We start from the raw sequence: 20,337 nt of genomic DNA, 5'->3' as shown, positions 1-20,337 counted from the left end.
CCAAATCAACAAATGCGAACCCCAAATCAACAAATGCGTACGCCGAAATAACAAATGCGTACGCCGAAATAACAAATGCGATCGCCTTAGAGGTTGTTTGAAAAGTGGTTGGCTGTGATTTTAGGCACTTGTTGATCCCCCCTAGCCCCCCTTTTTAAGGGGGAACCGGAATCAAAGTCCCCCTTTTTAAGGGGGATTTAGGGGGATCTAAAACGTTTTGCTACCAACAAAAGGACTTTTCAAACATCGTTTTATAGAACCCATTTGAGATCTATACAGGAGGGCAATCGAATTTGGCTGAACTACGAGCTAAGTTACAAATTTTATAGATTAATCGTCAGGATTTTTTTCTTGCTTTTTTTGTCGCTCAACACGACTGTATTGTAGGGTAATGTATCCGTTCCCAGCGGAATTGGCAGCTTAAAACTGGGGCTTTTATGATCGAGTTCGCCTAAATCAATGCTTTTCGTTATATCGCCATCTGTTGCAAGATTTGCGGTAAGTTCTCCTTTATAATCTTCAATTAAAAAGTCTCTAAAGAAAACGACTGCCCCACCCTCAGGATCTATACCAAGGATGACCGTACCGCTGAAAGTTGCGCCTTTTCGTTCTTCATCAACCGTTGCCACTGGGATTTCCGAGGGGTCTTGACCGGACTTATCTGCCATAAACTTTTTCCTGGGCGAATTCTCAACAATTGAAAATGATTTTACAAGAGCGCTATGGGCGATCGCAAAACTCTCAGGACGTATTTCTGCATCGGTCTTGCAAATGTATAGCCAAGTTACTTCTGGTTATACGCCTAATTGGAAGATTGAGTAGGGATGATTCGGGGCCCAAAGCGATCGCGTTAGCGAAGCGAGGCGTTAGCCTAGCGTTGCTGCAAAGCAGATCGCATCCCACAAACCTGATAGAGGGGAGACGTTGAGAAGTTTCCGCATAACTTGATCCGACCTTGCCTCGGCAGTAGAGTGCCCTTATCTGTGAACTGACAGGTTTATGGAGTCCAAGGATATATAATGAAAAACGCTATAAATTCAACTTTGCTAACACCTCAGCTAAATCTTTATCCGCCCATTCCCTGTCTTGTCTTGCTACCGCCAAATCTGTCAAAATATCTGCGATCGCCCGATGCACAACTTTATCGCTCACATCCACAAACTGCGACGGACTAAGATTATAATCTGCTTCTCTCAATTCTTCTAACTTAATAACTTTACTCAGCTTCTCCCGCGTTTCCCAATTGCGATAAACCTCATCAACCGCCTTAATCCCTTCCTTTGTCAAAATATTCTTGGGATCGCCCTTGACAAAATAATCAGCAGCATTAATCAGTAAAAACTCACCCTTACGATTCAGAGGTTTCAGGCGATTTAACAAAATTACCACTCCTGGCGCAGTCGTGTTATAAAACAAATTTTCAGGTAGCAAAATCACCCCTTCAACTCTGTCTTTTTCCACAAACTCCTTACGAATGTCTCTTTCTTGATTTTTGTTCTGACTCCCGGAACCGCGAGACACCGCACCTGTATCCAAAACAACCGCCGCCCGTCCATTATCTTTCAGCGATGCCCAAATATGCTGCACCCATCCCCAATCTGCTGAAGATTTGGAGGCAATTCCGTCTTTGAACCGTTCAAAAGAATCTTCTTCGTAAGCATCTGCGCCGTAGTTGTCCTGATTCCACATCGGATTAGCAACCACATAATCAAAGCGCATCACCTTCTTGTCAACCGTAAATTTCGGTTGTCTAAATGTATCGCCAATCTCAATTTGTGTATCAGTAAAATCCTGCAAAAACATATTCATTTTAGCGATCGCAAAAGTTGTCCAGTTCAACTCTTGCCCAAATAACCGAGGTGCTTTACTCTCTTCCCCTGGATGCTTGCGGTTGAACACCAGACGCGGCTTAGTTAACAACCTACCCGATCCACAAGTGGGATCGTAAATCTTCGTGTAGGGTTCGGGGTCAATAATTTCCGCAATCAACCAACCCACCTCTGATGGTGTGAGAAACTCCCCGGCACTTTGCCCTTGTCCTTCAGCAAACTTCCGCAGCAAATACTCATAGGCTTCCCCCAAAACATCCGCATTGGTATTCTTTAACCCCAACCGATGCCGACTGATAACTTCAATCAAGTCCTTTAAACGGTCATCATCCAAAACGCGTTGATTGCTTTGCTTCTCGTTATAATCTTTCAGTGTCAGCGTTCCCTCCAACTTACGATTGCGCTTTGCCACCTCCCGCATCGCCGTTGTCACAAACTCTCCTAAGCCATCTTTCGGATGAAAGCGAATCGCCTCCCAACGGTATTGGTGGGGGACATAGTAACGCACAATCGGCGAGTGGTTATTTTTAATTGCATCTTGATGATCTGCTTCAATGAAAGCACGGGCTAAGTCTCCACCCCCAAACTTCTCAGCGCACTTTTCATACTCATCATCAAAGACATCAGACAGCCGTTTGTAGAAAATTAGCGGCAGAATAAAATCTTTGAATTTTGGTGCATCCGTCGCGCCGCGTATCTTACAAGCAGCATCCCACAGCCATTGTTCCATTGCGGGAATATCCAAGCGATCGCCAGCTTGCGCTAACTGTAGAAGTGGTAAATCTCCAGAACCGTTTTTCTCTGTTGGCTTTTTGCTGTTTTTCCTTGTTTCACGCGGCACTATACTTAACTCCTGCGTTAGCGAAGCAGACCTGTAGGTATCGCTTCTATCTTATGAAAGAGAATCCCTATTTTCGCAGTTTCTCGGCTAATTGTTGATAAATGATATCTAACCACACAGAAATCACAGGTTGACCTTGTTTTAGAGATGCTCTCTTCTCTACGAGAGGCTCCGCCAACGAGTCCGCTCTCTTCGCCACGGAGAGCGAGTATTTTCGAGTCGCGTCTGGGGATTTAACCCCAACACAAAACTTGCGTGATTTTTGAACCGGGGGGCTTCAACCCACGGAACTAGTTAAATCGACAGCGACTGCAAAAGCATTCCTTATTCCACCAACGCCAAATAGATCAAACGCTTGCTGCACTAAATCAGTTTGGAGAATCAGAGTTAGGTCAGTATCGCCCTTTGGCAACTGACAACATAAGATTTTGTTGATGGGTGACGAGGGATTTGAACCCGCAACCAATAGATTAAGAGTCTACTGCTCTACCGTTGAGCTAGTCACCCGCACGAATAACAATCATAGCACAACTTCTGAGATAGCTAGTAGGGAAATTTGATCGTGAAGGAGGTTTGACCTGCTGCACTCTCTACATAAATTGAGCCGCCTAAATGTCTGACCATTTTCTGCACTAATGCCAATTCCAGCCCCGTGCCACTATGTTTCCAAGGATCGTGTTTGGAAAGGTGATAAAAAGGTTCAAAAATCCGTGAGAGTTCATTGCTGGTAAGCTCTATTCCCGAATTGGTAATATTAAGCTCGACTGTATCCCCTATCAACTGAGCAGAGACTGCGATCGCTTCCCCGACTGGGGTGTATTTGCAGGCATGGTTGAGCAGTTCGGTGACAATCCGCTCCAAATCAGTGATATCTGTCTCCAAAGGCGGCAGCGCACGATCTACAGTCAGGTTTAACTGCTGTCGCTGGCAGTTGGTGAGGTGTCGAAAAGACTCGATAATGGGGTGAAGCCAGCTTTGAAAGTCAATGGCAATCAATGTTGGGGGATCGGGTTCGGCTTCGAGATATGTGAGTGTGAGTAGGTCGTTAATTAACTTGCTTTCTCGTCCACACTCATTATGCAGAATCTGCAAAAGTTGCGGCACTATTTCTATTTCTGATATTTCTGCTGGTGTGAGGACACTTTCGAGAGTTTGGACTGCAAGGCTAATGCTTGTTATTGGTGTCCGCAGTTCTTGGGATAGAGTTCTGAGAAATTGATTTTTGAGCCGATCGCATTTTTCTAGTTCTTTTACCTGTGCCTGGTTTTGTTTGTAAAGCTGGGCTTGACGAATGGCGATCGCACATTCATTTGCTACCTGCTGCATTAGCTCAATTTCAAATTCATCAAAAGCCTCTTGTGATGGCCTTGTCAACCAAATATTTCCCAAAATCCCTTGGGTATCAAAAATTGGACAAGCCATTTGGGACATAACTAGCAACTTTGGTTCCCATCCCGGTAGAATTTCCAAAAATTGCAATGGTTGTTTTTGCAACAACGGCTGATAAACTTCAAGATGGTCTGCAATCTGTTTGGTTAATCCTTGACACTGGGGTAAGTTAATGCTGTATTCGTAAGTAATAGTGACTAGAGTTTGGCAGGTGCTGTAGAGTTCAATTTGGCAACGCTCAAGGTTTAGTAACTTTGCTAATTCCTGGGTAAGTGTCTGCAACACCTGAGTTTGATCCAGACTGTCGCGGATTTGTTCTGTCATACGTCGCACCAAGGCTTCAAAGTTTCGCACCTGCTGCAACTGACTGATGTGCTTTTGCTTCTGTAACTCCATCTTGGCTTTGAGATCCTGGATCTGCTGATGAAGTTCTGCCTGTTGGACTGCAATGCCGATTTGAGTTGCCAACTGCTTGAGTAAGTCAGTTTCCATTTGCTGCCATTGACGCGATTCACAGCAATGCTGGGCAATCAATAGCCCCCACATATCTTGCTCTTGGAAAATCGGCACGACGAGATTAGCTCTGATCTGCAAAGATGTAAGGAAATCTATATGGCAAGGATGCAAGTCGGCTGGATAAATATCTTCGATAACTTGAATGCAACCTCGTCTGTGGTATTCTGGATGTTTGCCACCCAAGCAGGGATCGGTGATGTTTTTTCCCAATAGGGGATCGCTGACAGCTACAGTTGATTCGGCAATGATTACTCCACTACCATCAGCCTGGAAACGATAAATCAACACGCGATCGCAATTCAAAAACTGCCGCAGTTCAATTGTAGTCTGATGCAGAATTGTCTCTAATTCTACAGATTGGTGAATCCGTCCAGCGATCGCTTCTAGCAGTTGTTCTCGTTCAACCTGGAGTCCAACTGCTTGTTCTGCTTGCTTCACAGGGGTAATATTGCTACTAGTACCAATCAATCGATAAACCTTGGAGTTAGCATCCTTTAGTGGGGTGAGAGTCGTACTCCACCAAGTGGAAACTCCCTGGAATTGCAAACATTGTTCGTAAGAAATAGTTGTGCCGAATCGCACGCACTCAGCATAATGTTGACGCACCTTTGCAGCATCAATGGCACAGAGAATATCCTCTGGTTTTTTGCCCCGGAGATCGTCTGAGCGAATCCCTATCCACCGTTCATGAGTAGGATTAAGGGCCACATATCGAAAATCTCCATCCTCCAAAACATCAACTACAAATATTGATGCCTGTACAGAATCGTACATGCTTAGTAGAAACTGCTCGCTACTACTTTTTTCATCTACTTCTGTGCCAAAAAGAATTTGAGGTGGTGATAATTTTGTCAACTCCATAGTTGATTCCACTGGATTTATATTCATGCGAGAGTCCCACTCTTGTATTACTGACTCTTCTAGGCGCTCTCTTGTCGTTAAGCTTGTAGTAGATGCACTTTAGCGCCTATAGCAAAGTATTGTCAGCCGTTGCTCATCGAAATTTTGATCTTTCTCTACTTCTTGTCAGAAATCTAGGAAAGCTAATAGGAGTCAGCTTAACAAAATCCTGCTTTTTGAAGGCGAAAATACATTTGCAGGTGAGGGCAAACTTTCTGGAATTTATTTTTAACGGTTTTTTAAAATATTTGCATATATCCAAGTGCAAACCTAAATATATATCAATTAAATTTATAATTCTTAATAAGGAGAGTTATAATCGCAATCTGTGAGCATTGATTCCTGTGAGGATACCAACTAGCAGCCAAGTGATGCCTAATCCGATGACTTCACCTAAAAATAACTGGCTTAAGTAGCGCCAGATCGTTCCCACAAGAGAACCCACGGGCACAGCAACAGCCCAACTTGCCGCAGAGACAAATATCCATCGCCACGCTACAGCCTGGGGAATTGCTAACCATTGTGCCAATCCAATCCCCAAGCCGCCAAGCGCACCATAAACCGCCCCTGAGAAAATTCTCAGGGGAAGAATCTGAGTGCTAGGTACAATCCAACCCACCGCACCAATACCGATCGCGGTGATGATACTCCAACCCAAAAGACTTGACAAAATCCACCTGATACAAAATATAGGTTCTTTGAGAAGACAACCTTGAGGAAGTGCGATCGCAAATCCGCCAATAGCCGCCTCTACCACCCCAACATCTGGCTTTTCGCCGACTTCAATTAAGAGTAAACTCAATAAAAATCCGCCAAAAGTAGCTAAAGTCCACAGCAATGTAAAGCCAAATCTAGTATTTTTAGGCGCGAATGGCATCAAAGTTTCTTTGTTTTTAATAGTCTGACAGTTTTTGCATTAAACATCTCAAAAAAACCTTTGCGTCGCTGTTGGGGTGATTCTGGTACGATGTAACCCCACAGACTCTCCCAGTAGAAAAAGGAGATACCATCAAAATTGCGATCGCGCACTACCTGAACCTGTTCTCTAACTTGTGCCATTTTCACCGGCTTTCTAAAGGTTCCTGTTGATATCCCAATACCTACAGGAATTAGACTTTGAGCCAATTTTATAGATGGAAGTTCTAGTTGAGCGATAAAGGACTTTTTGTCATTTCGATATACCTGCAAAATTAACTCATTAACTAAACCTTTTTTTACCCAATTCTCCCAATCTTGCAAATAGTATTTATAAGCAAAAGCTTGAGAGTTAGGGGATAAAGATATTTTAACTTTGGGTTTAACCGCCTTCACAGCTTGGTAGATTTCTGCCATAAAATCAGTAATTTTATCTGCCCGCCACCGCATCCATTCTGAGTTAAAAGGGTCAGTTGGGGGACTTTTGCCTTGATGCTCTTGTTGATAGAGTTCTATAGTGAAGCGATCGTACCCGAACTGTACAGGCATCCCAAAATGGTCATCAAGTTGAATACCATCTACATCATAATTCCTGACTACTTCCAAAATTAGCTCTTGAATAAACTCTTGCACTTGCGGATGTAAAGGATTCAACCAAGCTACCTTAGTTACTAAAATATTGTCGATTTCTTCTGGTGGGGCATCTTGAGTAGACTTTATACCTTTTTGCCCAATTGTCAACCAATCGGGATAACGCCTTGCTAATTGTGAATAATGCGGCGTCATAAACCCGTATTCAAACCAGGGAATGACTCTCAAATCTTTATGTTTACCAAGTGTTACTATCTTTGTTAAAACATCTTGTCCACCATGCATGAAGTTAAGCAAAGGTTGAGTTTCTGAGCCTGTAGTTATTTTAGCTACTGCACTTTTATAAAAAGTATGTCCTCGGTTCCAAACTACAGGATAAATTGTATTAAAGTTGAGAGCCGATAATTGATTTATAGCACGGTTAATACCCCAAGGGAGAAATAGTATACCACTACCAACATTAGTTAGCCAAACGCCGCGAATTTCTGTAGTTAAAGGACTTGTTTTTTGGGAATAAACTGGCAGTGAAGAGGGTAAAAAAACTGTTAAAGCGACTACTAATCCCAAACACAGCAAGCAAGAAACACAACGGCGAATAACCCGATTCATTTGTAAGTGCGACCTAGTGCGATCGGAATATATATAACTACAAAATAAAGTTGTAATCCTCCGGATCATGTAAAGAAATGATCATTCAGAAATCAGAAGTCAGGAGTCAGAATATTTCAAATAATACGGAGTCAGTTTTGGTGATGAATATACTTAACGATACCAAAACCTAATAAACTATGACTCCTAACTCCTGACTCCTGAATTCTTTCTTCTTAAAATCTTTCCACACCTTCAAATTGCTTGATTACCGATGCATTTGCTGCTTCACCACAAGTTCGTGGTGTAGGGAATATCTTTTCAGGATTTGCTAACCCTCTAGGATTAAAAACTTGCCGCACCCATTGCATAGTTTCTAAATCAACTTGGCTAAACATCTGTGGCATATAGCACTTTTTCTCCTCACCGATGCCATGTTCGCCAGAAATACTACCACCGACTTGCACACAAAGTTTGAGAATTTTTCCACCCATTTCTTCTACTTGCTCTAATGCTCCAGGCACAGAATTATCATAAAGAATGAGCGGATGAAGATTGCCATCACCAGCATGAAATACATTAGCAACACGATAACCGTATTGTTTACTTAATACTTCAATTTCGTGTAAAACATAAGGCAACTGAGTTCGAGGAATTACACCATCTTGTACATAATAATCTGGGCTTAAATGCCCAGCCGCAGCAAAAGCGGCTTTGCGTCCTTTCCATAATTTTAATCGGGTTTCTGGGTCAGTAGCAGAAGTGACATTCCGTGCGCCATTCTTTTTACAAATTTCGGTAACTCGCTGCTTATTTCCTGCAACTTCCACTTCTAAACCGTCAATTTCTATTAGTAAAATAGCAGTAGCATCGCGGGGATAACAATTAGTTGCGACAACATCTTCAACTGCATTGATGCTGAAGTTATCCATCATTTCCATACCGCCAGGAATAATGCCGGCGCTGATGATGTCAGAAACAGTTGCCCCAGCAGCTTCAATGCTAGTAAAATCTGCCAATAGCACACAAATTGATTCTGCACTTTTGAGAATTCGCAACGTAATTTCTGTAGCAATGCCTAAAGTGCCTTCAGAACCAACAAAAACACCTGTTAAATCATAACCAGGCATTTCTGGAATTTGTCCGCCTAAATCGATAATTTCCCCCTCTGGTGTAACAATTTTTAATCCCAAAACGTGGTTAGTCGTAACACCATATTTGAGACAATGCACCCCACCAGAATTTTCAGCAATATTGCCCCCAATAGAGCAGATAATTTGACTGGAAGGATCAGGAGCGTAGTAAAATCCAGCACCACTAACGGCTTGTGTTACCCAACTATTAATCACCCCTGGTTGTACAACTGTGCGTTGATTTTCTAAATCAATGCTGAGGATTTGCCGCATTAAGGAAGTGACAATCAAAACAGAATTTTCTAATGGTAAAGCGCCGCCAGATAGACCAGTGCCAGAACCGCGTGCTATGAAGGGAATAGAGTATCGATTGCATATTTTCACAACTTCCGCAACTTGTTCTGTAGTTCTGGGTAACACTACTATAGCCGGACGTTGGCGATAGCCAGTTAAACCGTCGCATTCATAGGTAATGAGTTCTTCGCGGCGTTGCACCACACCATTTTTGCCCAGGACAGCCTCGAATGCTTTGAGAATGGGTTTCCAGTTGTGTTGTTTTTTATCTTGGGTAAGCATAGTTTTTTCAAGTTCAAGGTAGATGTTGCAGGCTGGTTGGTATAGCTGTAATTACTATTGTTGCAAGAATAGTAGTCAAAAGTGAGTAAAAGCGATCGCACTCATCTTCAGCAATAATTTGGATGGGTAGAGAGGAGGCGATCGCATCACTTGTATTTATGAATGGAGGATATGCATTTAAGCGATATCAAGAAATGATAATCATATCAATTGCAAATTAGTGCTTAAAGCTTAACAAACACTAATCAATAAACATACCTGTTTTGTCGATAATCCGCTCTTGTCCACCAATTTCGACCTTTGCTCGTCCATCCTTAAAAGAAAAAGCCATATCAAACATAGGTTTAATTACCCAAGAACCGCTTTTGTCAATATAGCCCCACTTGCCACCACTTCCACCACCGAATAAGCCCTCCCTTCCACCAATATTAACTGCTGCCCATCCTTCAGAAAAGTCGCGAGCTATGTCAAACTGCACTTGAATAACTAACTTTCCTGCCCGATCAACATAACCATATTTAACCAATTCTGACCAATTTTAGTGAGGCAACGGATAATTGTAAAGCTAGTTGAGCTAGGTTTGCAAAACGAGATTTTGGTGAAGAGACAGGCGATTTTAGTCTTAGTTGAGCTTGCTTGAGAGCTTGCATTCTTAATGAGGTAACAGATGATTGTGAATTGAATAAAGCCAGTTTTAAAGCTTGCAATGTCTCATCTGCATTTTTGTATCGCTGGCGGAAATCACGTTGTACCATTTTTGTTAGAAAATTGGCTACTCCATCGTTAATTTGAGCATAATCGCGCCATATTAATTCTAAAGTATTAAATTTCGGCAGTTCTTGTGGCGTTAATCCAGTCAAAGCTTGGATTGCTGTCATTCCTAAAGCATATATATCACTGCAAAGCTGAGGATGCCCTTCCCATTGCTCACTTGGCATATAATCACGAGTACCAATGGTAATTGTGCTGCTGATTTGCCCTTGAATATTGATTTTAAATGTGCTTATTTCTTTGATTGCTCCAAAGTCTATGAGGACAAGCTTATTATCCAAATATCGCCGCATCAAATTCAATGGCTTAATATCTCGGTGAATCACATTATGTTGATGGACAAAAGCTAACACCTCCAAAATTTCTTGTAAAAGTTGAATTACATCAGCTTCACTCCAGGGTTTTCCTGAAATGATTTCGTTACTCAGGTCATGTCCTTCAATAAATTCCTGAACAAGATAAAATTCTCTATTTACCTCGAAAAAGTCATACAGTTCAGGAATTTGTGGATGTTCCTTACCCAATTTGAATAGAATTGCTGCTTCTTTCTTAAACCTTTCTTCTGTATCTAAGTCTGGTGTCGGGGGTCTGATCAGCCGTTTAATGACACATTTATACTTGGGGCTGACAGGTAAATCCTGTGGGTATTCAGCCAAATAGGTTTCCCCAAACCCACCCGCTCCCAATTTATTTACAATCTTGTAACGCTGTCGCAGTATATATCCAATCATGATGCAGATGCTAGAAACCGCTTTGTGTAAATTTTGGCACAAATTACCTGATAACAGCATCCTTGGTGCTAAATACTCTCTTATCCTCTATCAACTAACCTAGAAATAACGCTATCAAATACTGGATAAAGTCATGGTTCAGCAAGTTCTAATCAATGATGATGATTACTATGTGCCAGATGCCAACCAGCTAGTCACTGAAGATGATACACCTGTGGACAATTTTGCATCTGAAAAACAACAACGTCTCTTGGTTGGCTCTCTTTACAGTACTCTACAGCAGCAGACTTTTTTAGCAGCAGCTAATGTCGGTATTTACCATACAGACGGTCAACCCGCAATTGTACCCGATATCTTTCTCAGCTTGGATGTTCAAGTACCTCAAAATTGGTGGGAAAAACAAAATCGCTGTTATATGGTTTGGCGTTTTGGCAAACCTCCCGAAGTTGTCCTTGAAATTGTCTCTAATAAAGAAGGTGATGAACTAGGCAAAAAGCTGCAAATTTATGAACACATGCGGGCAAGTTACTACATCGTATATGATCCGAATCAGCAATTAGGAGAAAAAGTCCTGCGCGTTTATGAGCTTAGAGGAAGGCGCTATTTTGAAACTTCAGAAAATTGGTTAGAACAGGTTGGTTTAGGCGTAACTTTATGGGAAGGTAAATTTGAAGATAGACAAGATACTTGGTTACGCTGGTGCTACCAAGATGGTAATGTTTTATCTACTGGAGATGAACGCGCCGAACAGGAACGACAACGTGCCGAACAAGCAGAACAACGCACCCAATTATTAGCAGATAGGCTACGGGCTATGGGTGTAGATCCAGACACTCTATAGTACACTCCCTGTAAAGACGCAAAAATTTTTGCGTCTTATAAGCAAAAAATTATCACGAACTTGTGCAACTCATAAACTCATTTATACGCAGCCAAACCTTTTCTAACAGATCGGGATTATTCGCATCAAACCATTCAATTTGTGGATATGCTCGAAACCAAGTACGTTGTCGCTTGGCAAATTGTCGGGTATGCAAAATTGTTAATTCTTTCGCTTCATCTAAGGAAATATCCCCAGCCAAATATTGCTTAATTTCTTGATATCCCAAAGTATTCAATAAAGACAAATCAGCGCCATATTTTTGACAAAGATACTCCACCTCAGCAATCAAACCATTTGCTATCATCTCCTCAGTACGCTGTTGAATACGAGCAGCCAACCTTTCAACATCGCAATCTAACCCAATTTGCAAAATCGGATAATTTGGTGGATTCTCCCCTTGCTGTTCTGAAATTGGATATCCAGTGACGTAAAATACTTCTAATGCTCGTAAAGTCCGCACTGAATCGTTGCCATGAATCTTTTGTGCTGCAACTGGATCAACTTGTTGTAACATTGCATAGAGTTGTGTTTGACCTAGAGATTCAAGCTGCGATCGCAATTCTGTTTGCGGTGCAACTCTCGGAATTTTCATACCTCGAACAATCGAACGGATGTATAAACCAGTCCCACCAACTAGCAATAGTGGTATAACACCAACAGAAGCAATTAAGGCTTGTGTTTGCTCCTGATAGTCTGCTACTGTCATCATGTCTGTTGGCTCGCAGATATCTATTAAATAGTGCCGTACCAATTTTTGTTCAGCTACAGTTGGTTTCGCCGTCCCAATATCAAACTCACGGTAAATTTGACGAGAATCAGCACTAAGAATTATAGAACCCAACCGCCTTGCCAAAGCCAAAGCCAAACCCGATTTACCCGTTGCCGTCGCCCCACAAATCACAATTAATTTAGTCATTAGTCATTTGTCATTAGTCATTTGTTATGGGGCATTGGGCATTGGGCAATAATTAATAGTTCTTCTCCTGCTGCTCCTCTGCTTCCCCTGCCTCCCCTGCTCCCCTGCCCCTCTGGCACGGTACTGCAACCCCAGTATAAACTTCTCTTGAAAATGCCCTACAGACGCCAGCAAGGCTTTTGTGTTACAATTTTGGAGTGTTTTTACTTTTATTTGCCTTTCGGCGATTTCAACCCCACGCATCAGGAGAGTTTACATGACGAGCAGTTACAGTGCCGATCAGATTCAAGTTCTGGAAGGTCTGGAAGCCGTCCGCAAAAGACCAGGAATGTACATCGGTACCACTGGGCCGCGAGGACTCCACCATTTAGTTTACGAGGTAGTGGACAATTCAATCGATGAGGCTTTGGCGGGTCATTGCACTCATATAGAAGTGGATATCAACGCTGATGGTTCTGTGACTGTAACAGATGATGGTCGCGGTATTCCCGTCGATACTCACTCGCGCACCGGAAAATCGGCTTTGGAAACCGTAATGACAGTACTGCACGCTGGTGGTAAGTTTGGCGGCGGTGGCTACAAAGTTTCTGGAGGATTGCACGGGGTTGGTATTTCTGTTGTTAATGCCCTATCTGAGGTTGTAGAAGTTACGGTTTGGCGAGATAAAAAGGTTCATCTTCAGCGCTACGAACGCGGTATCCCAGTTAGCGATCTGCAAGTCAAACCTTACAAAGAAGCTAGAACTGGAACTTCTGTTACTTTTAAGCCAGATACCCAAATATTCACCACTAGCATTGAGTTTGATTACATCACTTTATCAGGTCGCCTACGGGAATTGGCGTATCTGAATGCAGGTGTCAAAATTACTTTTACTGACCACCGTTTAGAACTACTAAAAAGCGATACACCCAAGGTAGAAACCTACGAGTACAAGGGTGGGATCAAAGAGTACATTGCGTACATGAACCGTGAAAAGCAACCGCTGCATGAAGAAATTATCTATGTGCAAGGAGAACGGAACAACGTACAAGTAGAAGTTTCTTTACAGTGGTGTACTGATGCTTACACGGATAATGTGCTAGGTTTTGCCAATAATATTCGCACGGTGGATGGTGGTACGCACTTAGAAGGCTTGAAGGCGGTTCTGACGCGGACATTAAATGCGATCGCCCGCAAGCGCAATAAAATTAAAGAGAATGAACCTAACCTCAGTGGCGAACATGTCCGCGAAGGTTTGACAGCCGTAATTTCCGTTAAAGTCCCCGATCCAGAATTTGAAGGACAAACCAAAACCAAACTCGGTAACACTGAAGTTCGGGGAATTGTTGATTCTTTGGTGGGAGAAGTCCTCACCGAGTACCTAGAATTTCATCCTGCTATAGCAGACTCAATTTTAGACAAAGCTATCCAAGCTTTCAAAGCCGCAGAAGCAGCGCGTCATGCACGGGAATTAGTTCGCCGCAAATCTGTACTAGAATCATCGCCATTACCTGGTAAATTGGCGGATTGTAGTTCTCGCGATCCCAGCGAATCTGAGATATTCATCGTGGAAGGGGACTCAGCAGGTGGAAGTGCTAAACAAGGACGCGATCGCCGCACTCAAGCAATCTTGCCTCTACGTGGTAAAATTCTTAACATTGAAAAAACCGACGATGCTAAAATCTATAAAAATAACGAAGTTCAATCGTTAATTACAGCACTTGGTTTAGGTGTTAAAGGTGATGAATTCGATTCCACTCAACTGCGTTATCACCGCATAGTCATCATGACGGATGCTGATGTAGATGGGGCGCACATCCGTACTTTGTTGTTAACATTCTTCTATCGATATCAGCGATCGCTCATTGAACAAGGCTTTATTTATATTGCTTGTCCCCCATTGTTTAAAGTCGAACGGGGACGTAATCATGAGTATTGCTATAGCGATCGCGAAAAAAATCAAGCGATCGCCAAATTTCCTGCTAACGCCAACTACACCATCCAACGCTTTAAAGGTTTGGGTGAAATGATGCCACAACAACTCTGGGACACCACAATGAACCCAGAAACCCGTAAAATGAAGCAAGTCGAAATTGAGGATGCCGCCGAAGCCGATCGCATCTTCACAATTTTAATGGGCGATCGTGTCGCACCCAGACGAGAATTCATCGAAACCTATGGCTCTAAACTCAACTTCACCGATCTAGATATCTAAATACCAGCAGTCCTTAATCATTTGTAAAAAACAAGAGCCCCGATTTTTCAAAGAATCGGGGCTCTTTAGATTTTAAGTATTGCTTAACATTACTGCAACAGATTTTAGTAAAGACTTTATATCAAAAATTTTATAAAAACTACCTCTTTTGATTGATGACAAATTATGCATTTTATAAAAACTCTGGATTAATATTTTTTTGCTACAAAATATGTCGTTAGATGAGTGACTATATCCATAAATTCATAAACTATTGTTAATAATTCCCTATTTAACCGGATTTTACACAAAGCTATGAAAGCGATCAAAGGCATACTAGGAAAAGCATTGTTCAATATTATTGGCATAGGTAGCTTAGTTGCTCTGTCTGCCTGCGCTCAACGTGTCGCAGAAGCCCCTACAGTAACTGTCTCTCCAACAACTGTCCCGCTCGTCACGCCAACTCCTACTGCGACTATTGCCACCCAAAATTTAGCAGAATTGGCAAAGTCAGCAGCTAGTCAAGGACAATTTAAAACTCTCATTCAAGCAGTGCAAGCTGCCGGCTTAACTGAACAATTGGCTACACCAGGCCCTTACACAATATTTGCACCCACTGACGCCGCTTTCTCTGCTTTACCCAAAGCTACTCTAGACCAACTCTTACAGCCAGCAAACAAACAACAATTAATCAAGGTTCTGTCTTACCATGTTATACCTGGGGGAATTACCTCCCAGCAATTGACATCTGGAGAAGTTAAAACAGTTGAGGGTAGTCCCGTTAAAATCACAGTTGATCGTGCCAGTAACTCAATCACAGTCAATAATGCTAAGGTGACTCAGCCAGATATCCCAGCTAGCAACGGCATTGTTCATGTAGTTGACCAAGTACTTCTCCCACCTAATTTCCCTGCAAGTCTAAACACCACCCCAACACCACGGTAGTTCAGCAAAGTTCATACTCTCCAGTTTTTATTAGGGGTAGTTTTGAAAGCCACCATGATTTTGAACTAGTTACTAACAATTAATTAAAAATTTAGATTCACTTGTCACACAAACGATGATTTTAAACTACAAAAACTACAAATATTCCAAATTTATCAATTATTATAAACCATATAATTTGTTTATTGTCAATACTTTCCAAACAATCAATGCTCGATTGTTAACACAACTACTAACTTTATTGGAAAGTTAGTCCAGATAATACTCTTTGCTCTGACTCGCTGATTAATTTGGACTACCAGCGAGAAACACATTTGTTATGCTTTAAGAAAATAACTAAATATCATCTATCAAACAGCAATTAATAAGTATTTTGAGGATTTCTGATCGTAAGATGACAGAAATTTACCGAAATAAAAGTATTGAAATTTACCATTAATTTACGCAAAAAAGTTTTGTAACCAAATCATCAGGTAATTTGCTGGGTTCTCTATGTTCGAGGCAATAGCTGTTGGAAGTACACACCAGAAGGATGAAAACTTGTTAATATCTTCATGTAGTGCCGTGGCGATCGCTATTGTATCGTATGTATCTAATGTACTTTTGCCCAAGATTAAGACGATATTGGCAAGTTCGCAGGACAAATTGTTTTTGAATTGATTAAAATATCCTTGTATACAATAAAAAAAGTTTGTCAAGTTTCATAGGGCTGAAATCGCCACAGTGCGCTAACGTGTGAATAAGACCGAATTAGTAAACCTAAATCGATCTCCAATCGGATCGATCTGCCACCGCCTCAACTCCTCAGTTAAGGTAGTTAGTACGCAGAAGGTTAACTGCTTTCAGGCAAGCACCACCACCGTTGTTGTATTTACCCAAGGACAATACCCGTTTTAGTCTAAGGGATGCTTAATTTATGAAGGAAATGTAAAAATGAGTAGGTTAAGACGAATAGTCTGAGTTAACATAAAATGCCCTCTTTCTCAGTAATTAATGTTGTGTAAAATACATGAAATTCGGCAGGAGCAAGCGTACTTACTTCGTAATGTAATAAGAGCGTCACTGCAATTCCGAAAAGTGGAGAAAAAATTTCCGGGTATAAATCCCGTTTCCAATGTCTTTTTGGTGAAAGTAGTTAAAAGTTGCTTAATGAATTCATGATTAATACACAAAAAGAGTGCAATTTCTGTGAAACAGGCTACAATCGTAAGAGTCTTTAATACGAAAATCTGCCAACAGTATGAACTCATTTGTATAGAGTGGCAAATTTTTTGATAAAGGCGAGTCTTTATTTTGACCAGTTAGTTGAAAGCAATATGTGATAGCAACACATATAACATTTACTAAAGTGAGCAAGTCACCTTTAGTAGTTGCTTAAACTAAAGTAAAAAACCCTCCCACTGGAGGTGTAAAACGTCCGAAAATATCTCTGGCAAATCTGCCAAAAAGCTTATTTTCGGTTAGCAATTGGCTCGTTTAAAAGAGCGCTAAACACATCTTGAGTAATTGATTCTGCAAGGAGCATGAGGAACGCGGCATGAACCAGGCTAACAACGTACTCGAAAGCATATATCAGCCTGACCTAGAAATAATGAATCAGCCTGAGCTCGAGTTAGAAGAACTCTTAATAGACGACGAAGAGGACTTGCTGATCGTAGATGAAGGTGACGAGGAATTTTTAGAGCCTCAGTCTGATGAGGACGACGCAAAGTCTGGAAAAGCCGCTAAATCGCGTCGTCGGACACAAAGCAAGAAAAAGCACTATACCGAAGATTCAATTCGGCTTTACTTGCAAGAGATTGGTAGAATTCGTTTGTTGCGGGCAGACGAAGAAATTGAATTGGCGCGGAAGATAGCCGATTTGCTGGAATTAGAGAGGGTACGCGAAAGACTGTATGAGCAATTAGATCGCGATCCTCGAGATAGTGAATGGGCAGAAGCAGTACAACTGCCACTACCAGCCTTTCGTTATCGCCTCCATGTTGGTCGCAGGGCGAAAGACAAGATGGTGCAATCTAACCTCCGTCTTGTAGTTTCAATTGCTAAGAAGTACATGAATCGTGGTTTGTCGTTCCAAGACTTAATTCAGGAAGGCAGTCTCGGTTTGATTCGTGCCGCTGAAAAGTTTGACCACGAAAAAGGTTATAAGTTCTCCACCTATGCTACATGGTGGATTCGTCAAGCAATTACCCGCGCGATCGCAGATCAATCCCGCACAATTCGTCTTCCAGTTCACTTATACGAAACCATCTCTCGGATTAAGAAAACTACCAAACTGCTATCTCAAGAAATGGGTCGCAAACCCACCGAAGAAGAAATCGCTACTCGCATGGAAATGACCATTGAGAAGTTGCGGTTCATTGCTAAATCCGCCCAGTTACCTATTTCACTAGAAACGCCAATTGGTAAAGAAGAAGATTCTCGATTGGGCGATTTTATTGAATCCGATGGTGAGACGCCAGAAGACCAAGTTTCCAAAAATCTTCTACGCGAAGACCTTGAAAAAGTCCTCGACAGTCTCAGCCCACGCGAACGCGATGTTCTCAGACTGCGTTACGGCTTGGATGATGGTCGGATGAAGACCCTTGAGGAAATCGGACAGATTTTCAACGTCACCCGCGAACGAATTCGTCAAATTGAGGCGAAGGCACTCCGCAAGTTACGCCACCCAAATCGTAACAGCGTTCTCAAAGAGTATATTCGGTAGTCAATAGTCATTGGTCATTAGTGAATAAACAAATGACAAATGACAACTGATAAAACAAATAAAAAACCTGGTAGTGAATTAGCACTCCAGGTTTTTTTATTTATAGGTCATCTTAAATATTAAAACTTATAGGATGCCCCAAAAATGTAGAAAGCCTTGACCAGAAAAAAGCTCAACCAAAACGGCTGCTAAAAAGCCAATCATTGCCAAGCGACCGTTCCAAATTTCTGCTTGTGGGGTAAAGCCCCAACGCCAAGCGTTACGATCTTCAATTACGGGAGTAGTGACTTTTGTTGTGCTTGCATTTGTCATGATTAGAACTCCAAACTTAATTTTTAAGGTTTATTGCCTTATGTAAACTAATATAACAAATATTTTTATAAAGGCAACATATTTTATACTTTTGTTTCTATACCTTGACATAAAAAATAGGAATTAATAAAAGCTAAAACATTTATCTTTGGATACAACTATAGGACTTATGCAAAAACCCCTTAAACTCTTATTCCTCCGTGTCCTTCTCCCTTGGCGTTAGCCTCTCCCTTTGGGAGAAGGGGAGACGCTAACGCGAATGCGGTTAGATTTTTCGTTGCTTGTACGTAAGTCATGAACTACTCAAGACTTTTGGCAGAGTTTCTGAGTTTGTTAAGAATTATTTGCAATTATTTTATCATATAAGTAGTTTTTTCAAGCTACACTCGTTGAAAAACAAGAATTTAAATTACAGATAGATGTGTATTAATTAGGAGTTAATTAGAATTTTTTAGCATTAATCTAGGAATCTAGAGTACAAAATGCTTACACTTCAAGGTTGAAAATACCTTGTTTACCAGTCTTATGGGTGAAGAGTTAAGTGATTAAGACTGCTTAATGTCTACGCACTCACTAAAATTATTAATTTAGCTTTGTCATCCAGATAGTTAAGTTATTCTTATTAATTATAAAAATAATTTATAGTTTTAGGTAATTTACATTTGAAAAATTGATATTTAAACTGTTTGATAATAGATCGAAAAAACTTATGAACAAACAGCAAACTAATGACTTTGACAAAATTATCCTTACCGCCTTCATGGTTAGTCTAGCTAGACAGTTCACAGATATTCCTTATGCTAAGGAGTTGGCACAATTAATAGAGATGCAAGGGTTGGTAAAGCTATCTCAACCACAAAATCAAGACAAAAGTGTTTTGCTTACCGCACGTGTGGAAGCTCGTTATAAAACCATCAACCAGGTCATAGCTCAATATCAAATCACACAAGTTCTAGAACTAGCATCTGGTTTGTTACCGCGTGGGCTTTTGATATCTAACAATCCGAATATAACCTTTATTGAAAGTGACTTGCCTCAGATGATTCGTTGCAAACAGCAACTAATTCAGCAACTAGTGGGGGAACGTCCTAACCTACATTTTATAGAAATTGATGCTACCAGCCGTCCTAGTGAATTTTGGAAGAGTACTTCTCTACTTAAAGCTGGACAGCCAGTGATGATTTTGTGTGAAGGATTGCTGACACATCTGACTTTGGTAGAAAAACAACTTGTGTGTGCCAATATCCGCGATATGCTTCACTCTTATGGTGGTGTTTGGATTACTCCTGATTTCATTGACACAGGTAGTTTAGTGCGATCGCAACAAGATGACTCAGATTTACAAAAGCTATTACAAACAGTTACTAACCTCACAGGCAGGTCTTTAGTAAATAATAATTTTGGCACACTCGACCAAGCACGGCAGTTTGTTTATGAACAAGGTTTTCGTGTGACAGAACATAGTATGTTGAACGCAATAGACGAGTTAAGCTGCTTAGAAATTTTGGGTATTGATCCAGAAGCGGCAAGGAGAATGCTTGCTGCTCAATCTGTCTTTGTGCTTACTCTAGATGCTGCTTGATTTTTCCTTAGTACAGTTTTGCGTAAAAGCGTAGCGTTT

At 41.4% G+C, this 20,337-nt stretch carries 17 protein-coding genes and 1 tRNA gene; 6 read left to right on the top strand and 12 right to left on the bottom strand.

The window, feature by feature from the left end; translation table 11 throughout:
• Window positions 1-323: 323 nt before the first annotated feature.
• Window positions 324-668: a hypothetical protein gene (locus ACFE93_RS18870; RefSeq protein WP_375475100.1), complete on the bottom strand. Its 345-nt coding sequence runs from the start codon at window positions 666-668 to the stop codon at window positions 324-326.
• A gap of 35 nt (window positions 669-703) precedes the next feature.
• On the opposite strand from ACFE93_RS18870, the gene ACFE93_RS18865 reads away from it, so the two are divergent.
• The gene (locus tag ACFE93_RS18865) at window positions 704-928 is read left to right on the top strand and encodes a hypothetical protein (protein WP_375475098.1); all 225 of its coding nucleotides are present in this window, start codon (window positions 704-706) and stop codon (window positions 926-928) included.
• A gap of 101 nt (window positions 929-1,029) precedes the next feature.
• On the opposite strand, the gene ACFE93_RS18860 is transcribed toward ACFE93_RS18865, so the two are convergent.
• From ACFE93_RS18860 to ACFE93_RS18825, 8 genes are all read right to left on the bottom strand, one after another.
• Window positions 1,030-2,670, bottom strand: a complete 1,641-nt coding sequence (locus ACFE93_RS18860) for an N-6 DNA methylase (RefSeq protein ID WP_375475096.1) — start codon at window positions 2,668-2,670, stop codon at window positions 1,030-1,032.
• 435 nt (window positions 2,671-3,105) lie between these two features.
• Window positions 3,106-3,177 (bottom strand) — tRNA-Lys (locus ACFE93_RS18855).
• A 36-nt stretch (window positions 3,178-3,213) separates the two neighbouring features.
• Complete coding sequence (locus tag ACFE93_RS18850; RefSeq protein WP_375475094.1) at window positions 3,214-5,463, bottom strand: GAF domain-containing protein; 2,250 nt, start codon at window positions 5,461-5,463, stop codon at window positions 3,214-3,216.
• A gap of 325 nt (window positions 5,464-5,788) precedes the next feature.
• A complete protein-coding gene (locus ACFE93_RS18845) occupies window positions 5,789-6,352 on the bottom strand; it encodes a hypothetical protein (RefSeq protein WP_375475093.1) in 564 nt (187 codons plus the stop codon).
• Window positions 6,352-7,590: a glycoside hydrolase family 10 protein gene (locus tag ACFE93_RS18840; RefSeq protein WP_375475091.1), complete on the bottom strand. Its 1,239-nt coding sequence runs from the start codon at window positions 7,588-7,590 to the stop codon at window positions 6,352-6,354. The genes ACFE93_RS18845 and ACFE93_RS18840 overlap by 1 nt, the downstream gene beginning before the upstream one ends.
• Before the next feature lie 215 nt (window positions 7,591-7,805).
• Window positions 7,806-9,278 (bottom strand): glycolate oxidase subunit GlcD, encoded by a 1,473-nt coding sequence (gene glcD, locus ACFE93_RS18835; RefSeq protein ID WP_375475089.1) that lies wholly within the window; start codon window positions 9,276-9,278, stop codon window positions 7,806-7,808.
• A gap of 241 nt (window positions 9,279-9,519) precedes the next feature.
• Window positions 9,520-9,804, bottom strand: a complete 285-nt coding sequence (locus ACFE93_RS18830) for a WG repeat-containing protein (RefSeq protein WP_375475087.1) — start codon at window positions 9,802-9,804, stop codon at window positions 9,520-9,522.
• Complete coding sequence (locus tag ACFE93_RS18825) at window positions 9,797-10,780, bottom strand: protein kinase (protein ID WP_375475085.1); 984 nt, start codon at window positions 10,778-10,780, stop codon at window positions 9,797-9,799. Before ACFE93_RS18825 ends, ACFE93_RS18830 begins: the two co-directional genes overlap by 8 nt.
• A gap of 133 nt (window positions 10,781-10,913) precedes the next feature.
• Here ACFE93_RS18825 and ACFE93_RS18820 point away from each other — a divergent pair, with 133 nt between their 5' ends.
• On the top strand, window positions 10,914-11,621 hold the full coding sequence (locus ACFE93_RS18820; protein WP_375475083.1) for a Uma2 family endonuclease: 708 nt from the start codon (window positions 10,914-10,916) through the stop codon (window positions 11,619-11,621).
• Window positions 11,622-11,673: 52 nt separating this feature from the next.
• Here the strand turns inward: ACFE93_RS18820 and miaA are convergent, their stop codons facing one another.
• Window positions 11,674-12,579: a tRNA (adenosine(37)-N6)-dimethylallyltransferase MiaA gene (gene miaA, locus ACFE93_RS18815; RefSeq protein ID WP_375475081.1), complete on the bottom strand. Its 906-nt coding sequence runs from the start codon at window positions 12,577-12,579 to the stop codon at window positions 11,674-11,676.
• Between the two features lie 256 nt (window positions 12,580-12,835).
• On the opposite strand from miaA, the gene gyrB reads away from it, so the two are divergent.
• Window positions 12,836-14,773 carry a DNA topoisomerase (ATP-hydrolyzing) subunit B gene (gene gyrB / locus ACFE93_RS18810; protein ID WP_375475079.1) on the top strand — a complete coding sequence of 646 codons (1,938 nt, stop codon included), beginning with the start codon at window positions 12,836-12,838 and terminating at the stop codon, window positions 14,771-14,773.
• 294 nt (window positions 14,774-15,067) lie between these two features.
• Complete coding sequence (locus tag ACFE93_RS18805; protein WP_375475077.1) at window positions 15,068-15,697, top strand: fasciclin domain-containing protein; 630 nt, start codon at window positions 15,068-15,070, stop codon at window positions 15,695-15,697.
• A 440-nt stretch (window positions 15,698-16,137) separates the two neighbouring features.
• On the opposite strand, the gene ACFE93_RS18800 is transcribed toward ACFE93_RS18805, so the two are convergent.
• Entirely contained in the window at window positions 16,138-16,341 is a 204-nt protein-coding gene (locus ACFE93_RS18800; protein WP_375475076.1) for a hypothetical protein, read from the bottom strand.
• Between the two features lie 893 nt (window positions 16,342-17,234).
• Here ACFE93_RS18800 and rpoD point away from each other — a divergent pair.
• Window positions 17,235-18,404 (top strand): RNA polymerase sigma factor RpoD, encoded by a 1,170-nt coding sequence (gene rpoD, locus ACFE93_RS18795; protein WP_375475074.1) that lies wholly within the window; start codon window positions 17,235-17,237, stop codon window positions 18,402-18,404.
• A 126-nt stretch (window positions 18,405-18,530) separates the two neighbouring features.
• Here the strand turns inward: rpoD and ACFE93_RS18790 are convergent, their stop codons facing one another.
• Entirely contained in the window at window positions 18,531-18,716 is a 186-nt protein-coding gene (locus tag ACFE93_RS18790; RefSeq protein WP_104904897.1) for a chlorophyll a/b-binding protein, read from the bottom strand.
• A 709-nt stretch (window positions 18,717-19,425) separates the two neighbouring features.
• Between ACFE93_RS18790 and ACFE93_RS18785 the strand changes: the two genes are divergently transcribed.
• Window positions 19,426-20,298, top strand: coding sequence for a class I SAM-dependent methyltransferase (locus ACFE93_RS18785; RefSeq protein ID WP_375475072.1), 873 nt, complete (start codon window positions 19,426-19,428; stop codon window positions 20,296-20,298).
• The last annotated feature ends 39 nt before the right edge of the window (window positions 20,299-20,337 follow it).

The sequence above is a fragment of the uncultured Nostoc sp. genome, assembly GCF_964247315.1.
Classification (GTDB): domain Bacteria; phylum Cyanobacteriota; class Cyanobacteriia; order Cyanobacteriales; family Nostocaceae; genus Nostoc.
This window is presented reverse-complemented; position numbering and strand designations above follow the sequence as displayed.

Excerpts from the sequence above, each read along its gene's own strand:
- ACFE93_RS18870 (WP_375475100.1), bottom strand. The coding sequence starts at position 668 with ATGGCAGATAAGTCCGGTCAAGACCCCTCGGAAATCCCAGTGGCAACG.
- ACFE93_RS18865 (WP_375475098.1), top strand. The coding sequence starts at position 704 with ATGATTTTACAAGAGCGCTATGGGCGATCGCAAAACTCTCAGGACGTA.
- ACFE93_RS18850 (WP_375475094.1), bottom strand. The coding sequence starts at position 5,463 with ATGAATATAAATCCAGTGGAATCAACTATGGAGTTGACAAAATTATCA.
- ACFE93_RS18845 (WP_375475093.1), bottom strand. The coding sequence starts at position 6,352 with ATGCCATTCGCGCCTAAAAATACTAGATTTGGCTTTACATTGCTGTGG.
- ACFE93_RS18840 (WP_375475091.1), bottom strand. The coding sequence starts at position 7,590 with ATGAATCGGGTTATTCGCCGTTGTGTTTCTTGCTTGCTGTGTTTGGGA.
- glcD (WP_375475089.1), bottom strand. The coding sequence starts at position 9,278 with ATGCTTACCCAAGATAAAAAACAACACAACTGGAAACCCATTCTCAAA.
- ACFE93_RS18825 (WP_375475085.1), bottom strand. The coding sequence starts at position 10,780 with ATGATTGGATATATACTGCGACAGCGTTACAAGATTGTAAATAAATTG.
- ACFE93_RS18820 (WP_375475083.1), top strand. The coding sequence starts at position 10,914 with ATGGTTCAGCAAGTTCTAATCAATGATGATGATTACTATGTGCCAGAT.
- miaA (WP_375475081.1), bottom strand. The coding sequence starts at position 12,579 with ATGACTAAATTAATTGTGATTTGTGGGGCGACGGCAACGGGTAAATCG.
- gyrB (WP_375475079.1), top strand. The coding sequence starts at position 12,836 with ATGACGAGCAGTTACAGTGCCGATCAGATTCAAGTTCTGGAAGGTCTG.
- ACFE93_RS18805 (WP_375475077.1), top strand. The coding sequence starts at position 15,068 with ATGAAAGCGATCAAAGGCATACTAGGAAAAGCATTGTTCAATATTATT.
- rpoD (WP_375475074.1), top strand. The coding sequence starts at position 17,235 with ATGAACCAGGCTAACAACGTACTCGAAAGCATATATCAGCCTGACCTA.
- ACFE93_RS18790 (WP_104904897.1), bottom strand. The coding sequence starts at position 18,716 with ATGACAAATGCAAGCACAACAAAAGTCACTACTCCCGTAATTGAAGAT.
- ACFE93_RS18785 (WP_375475072.1), top strand. The coding sequence starts at position 19,426 with ATGAACAAACAGCAAACTAATGACTTTGACAAAATTATCCTTACCGCC.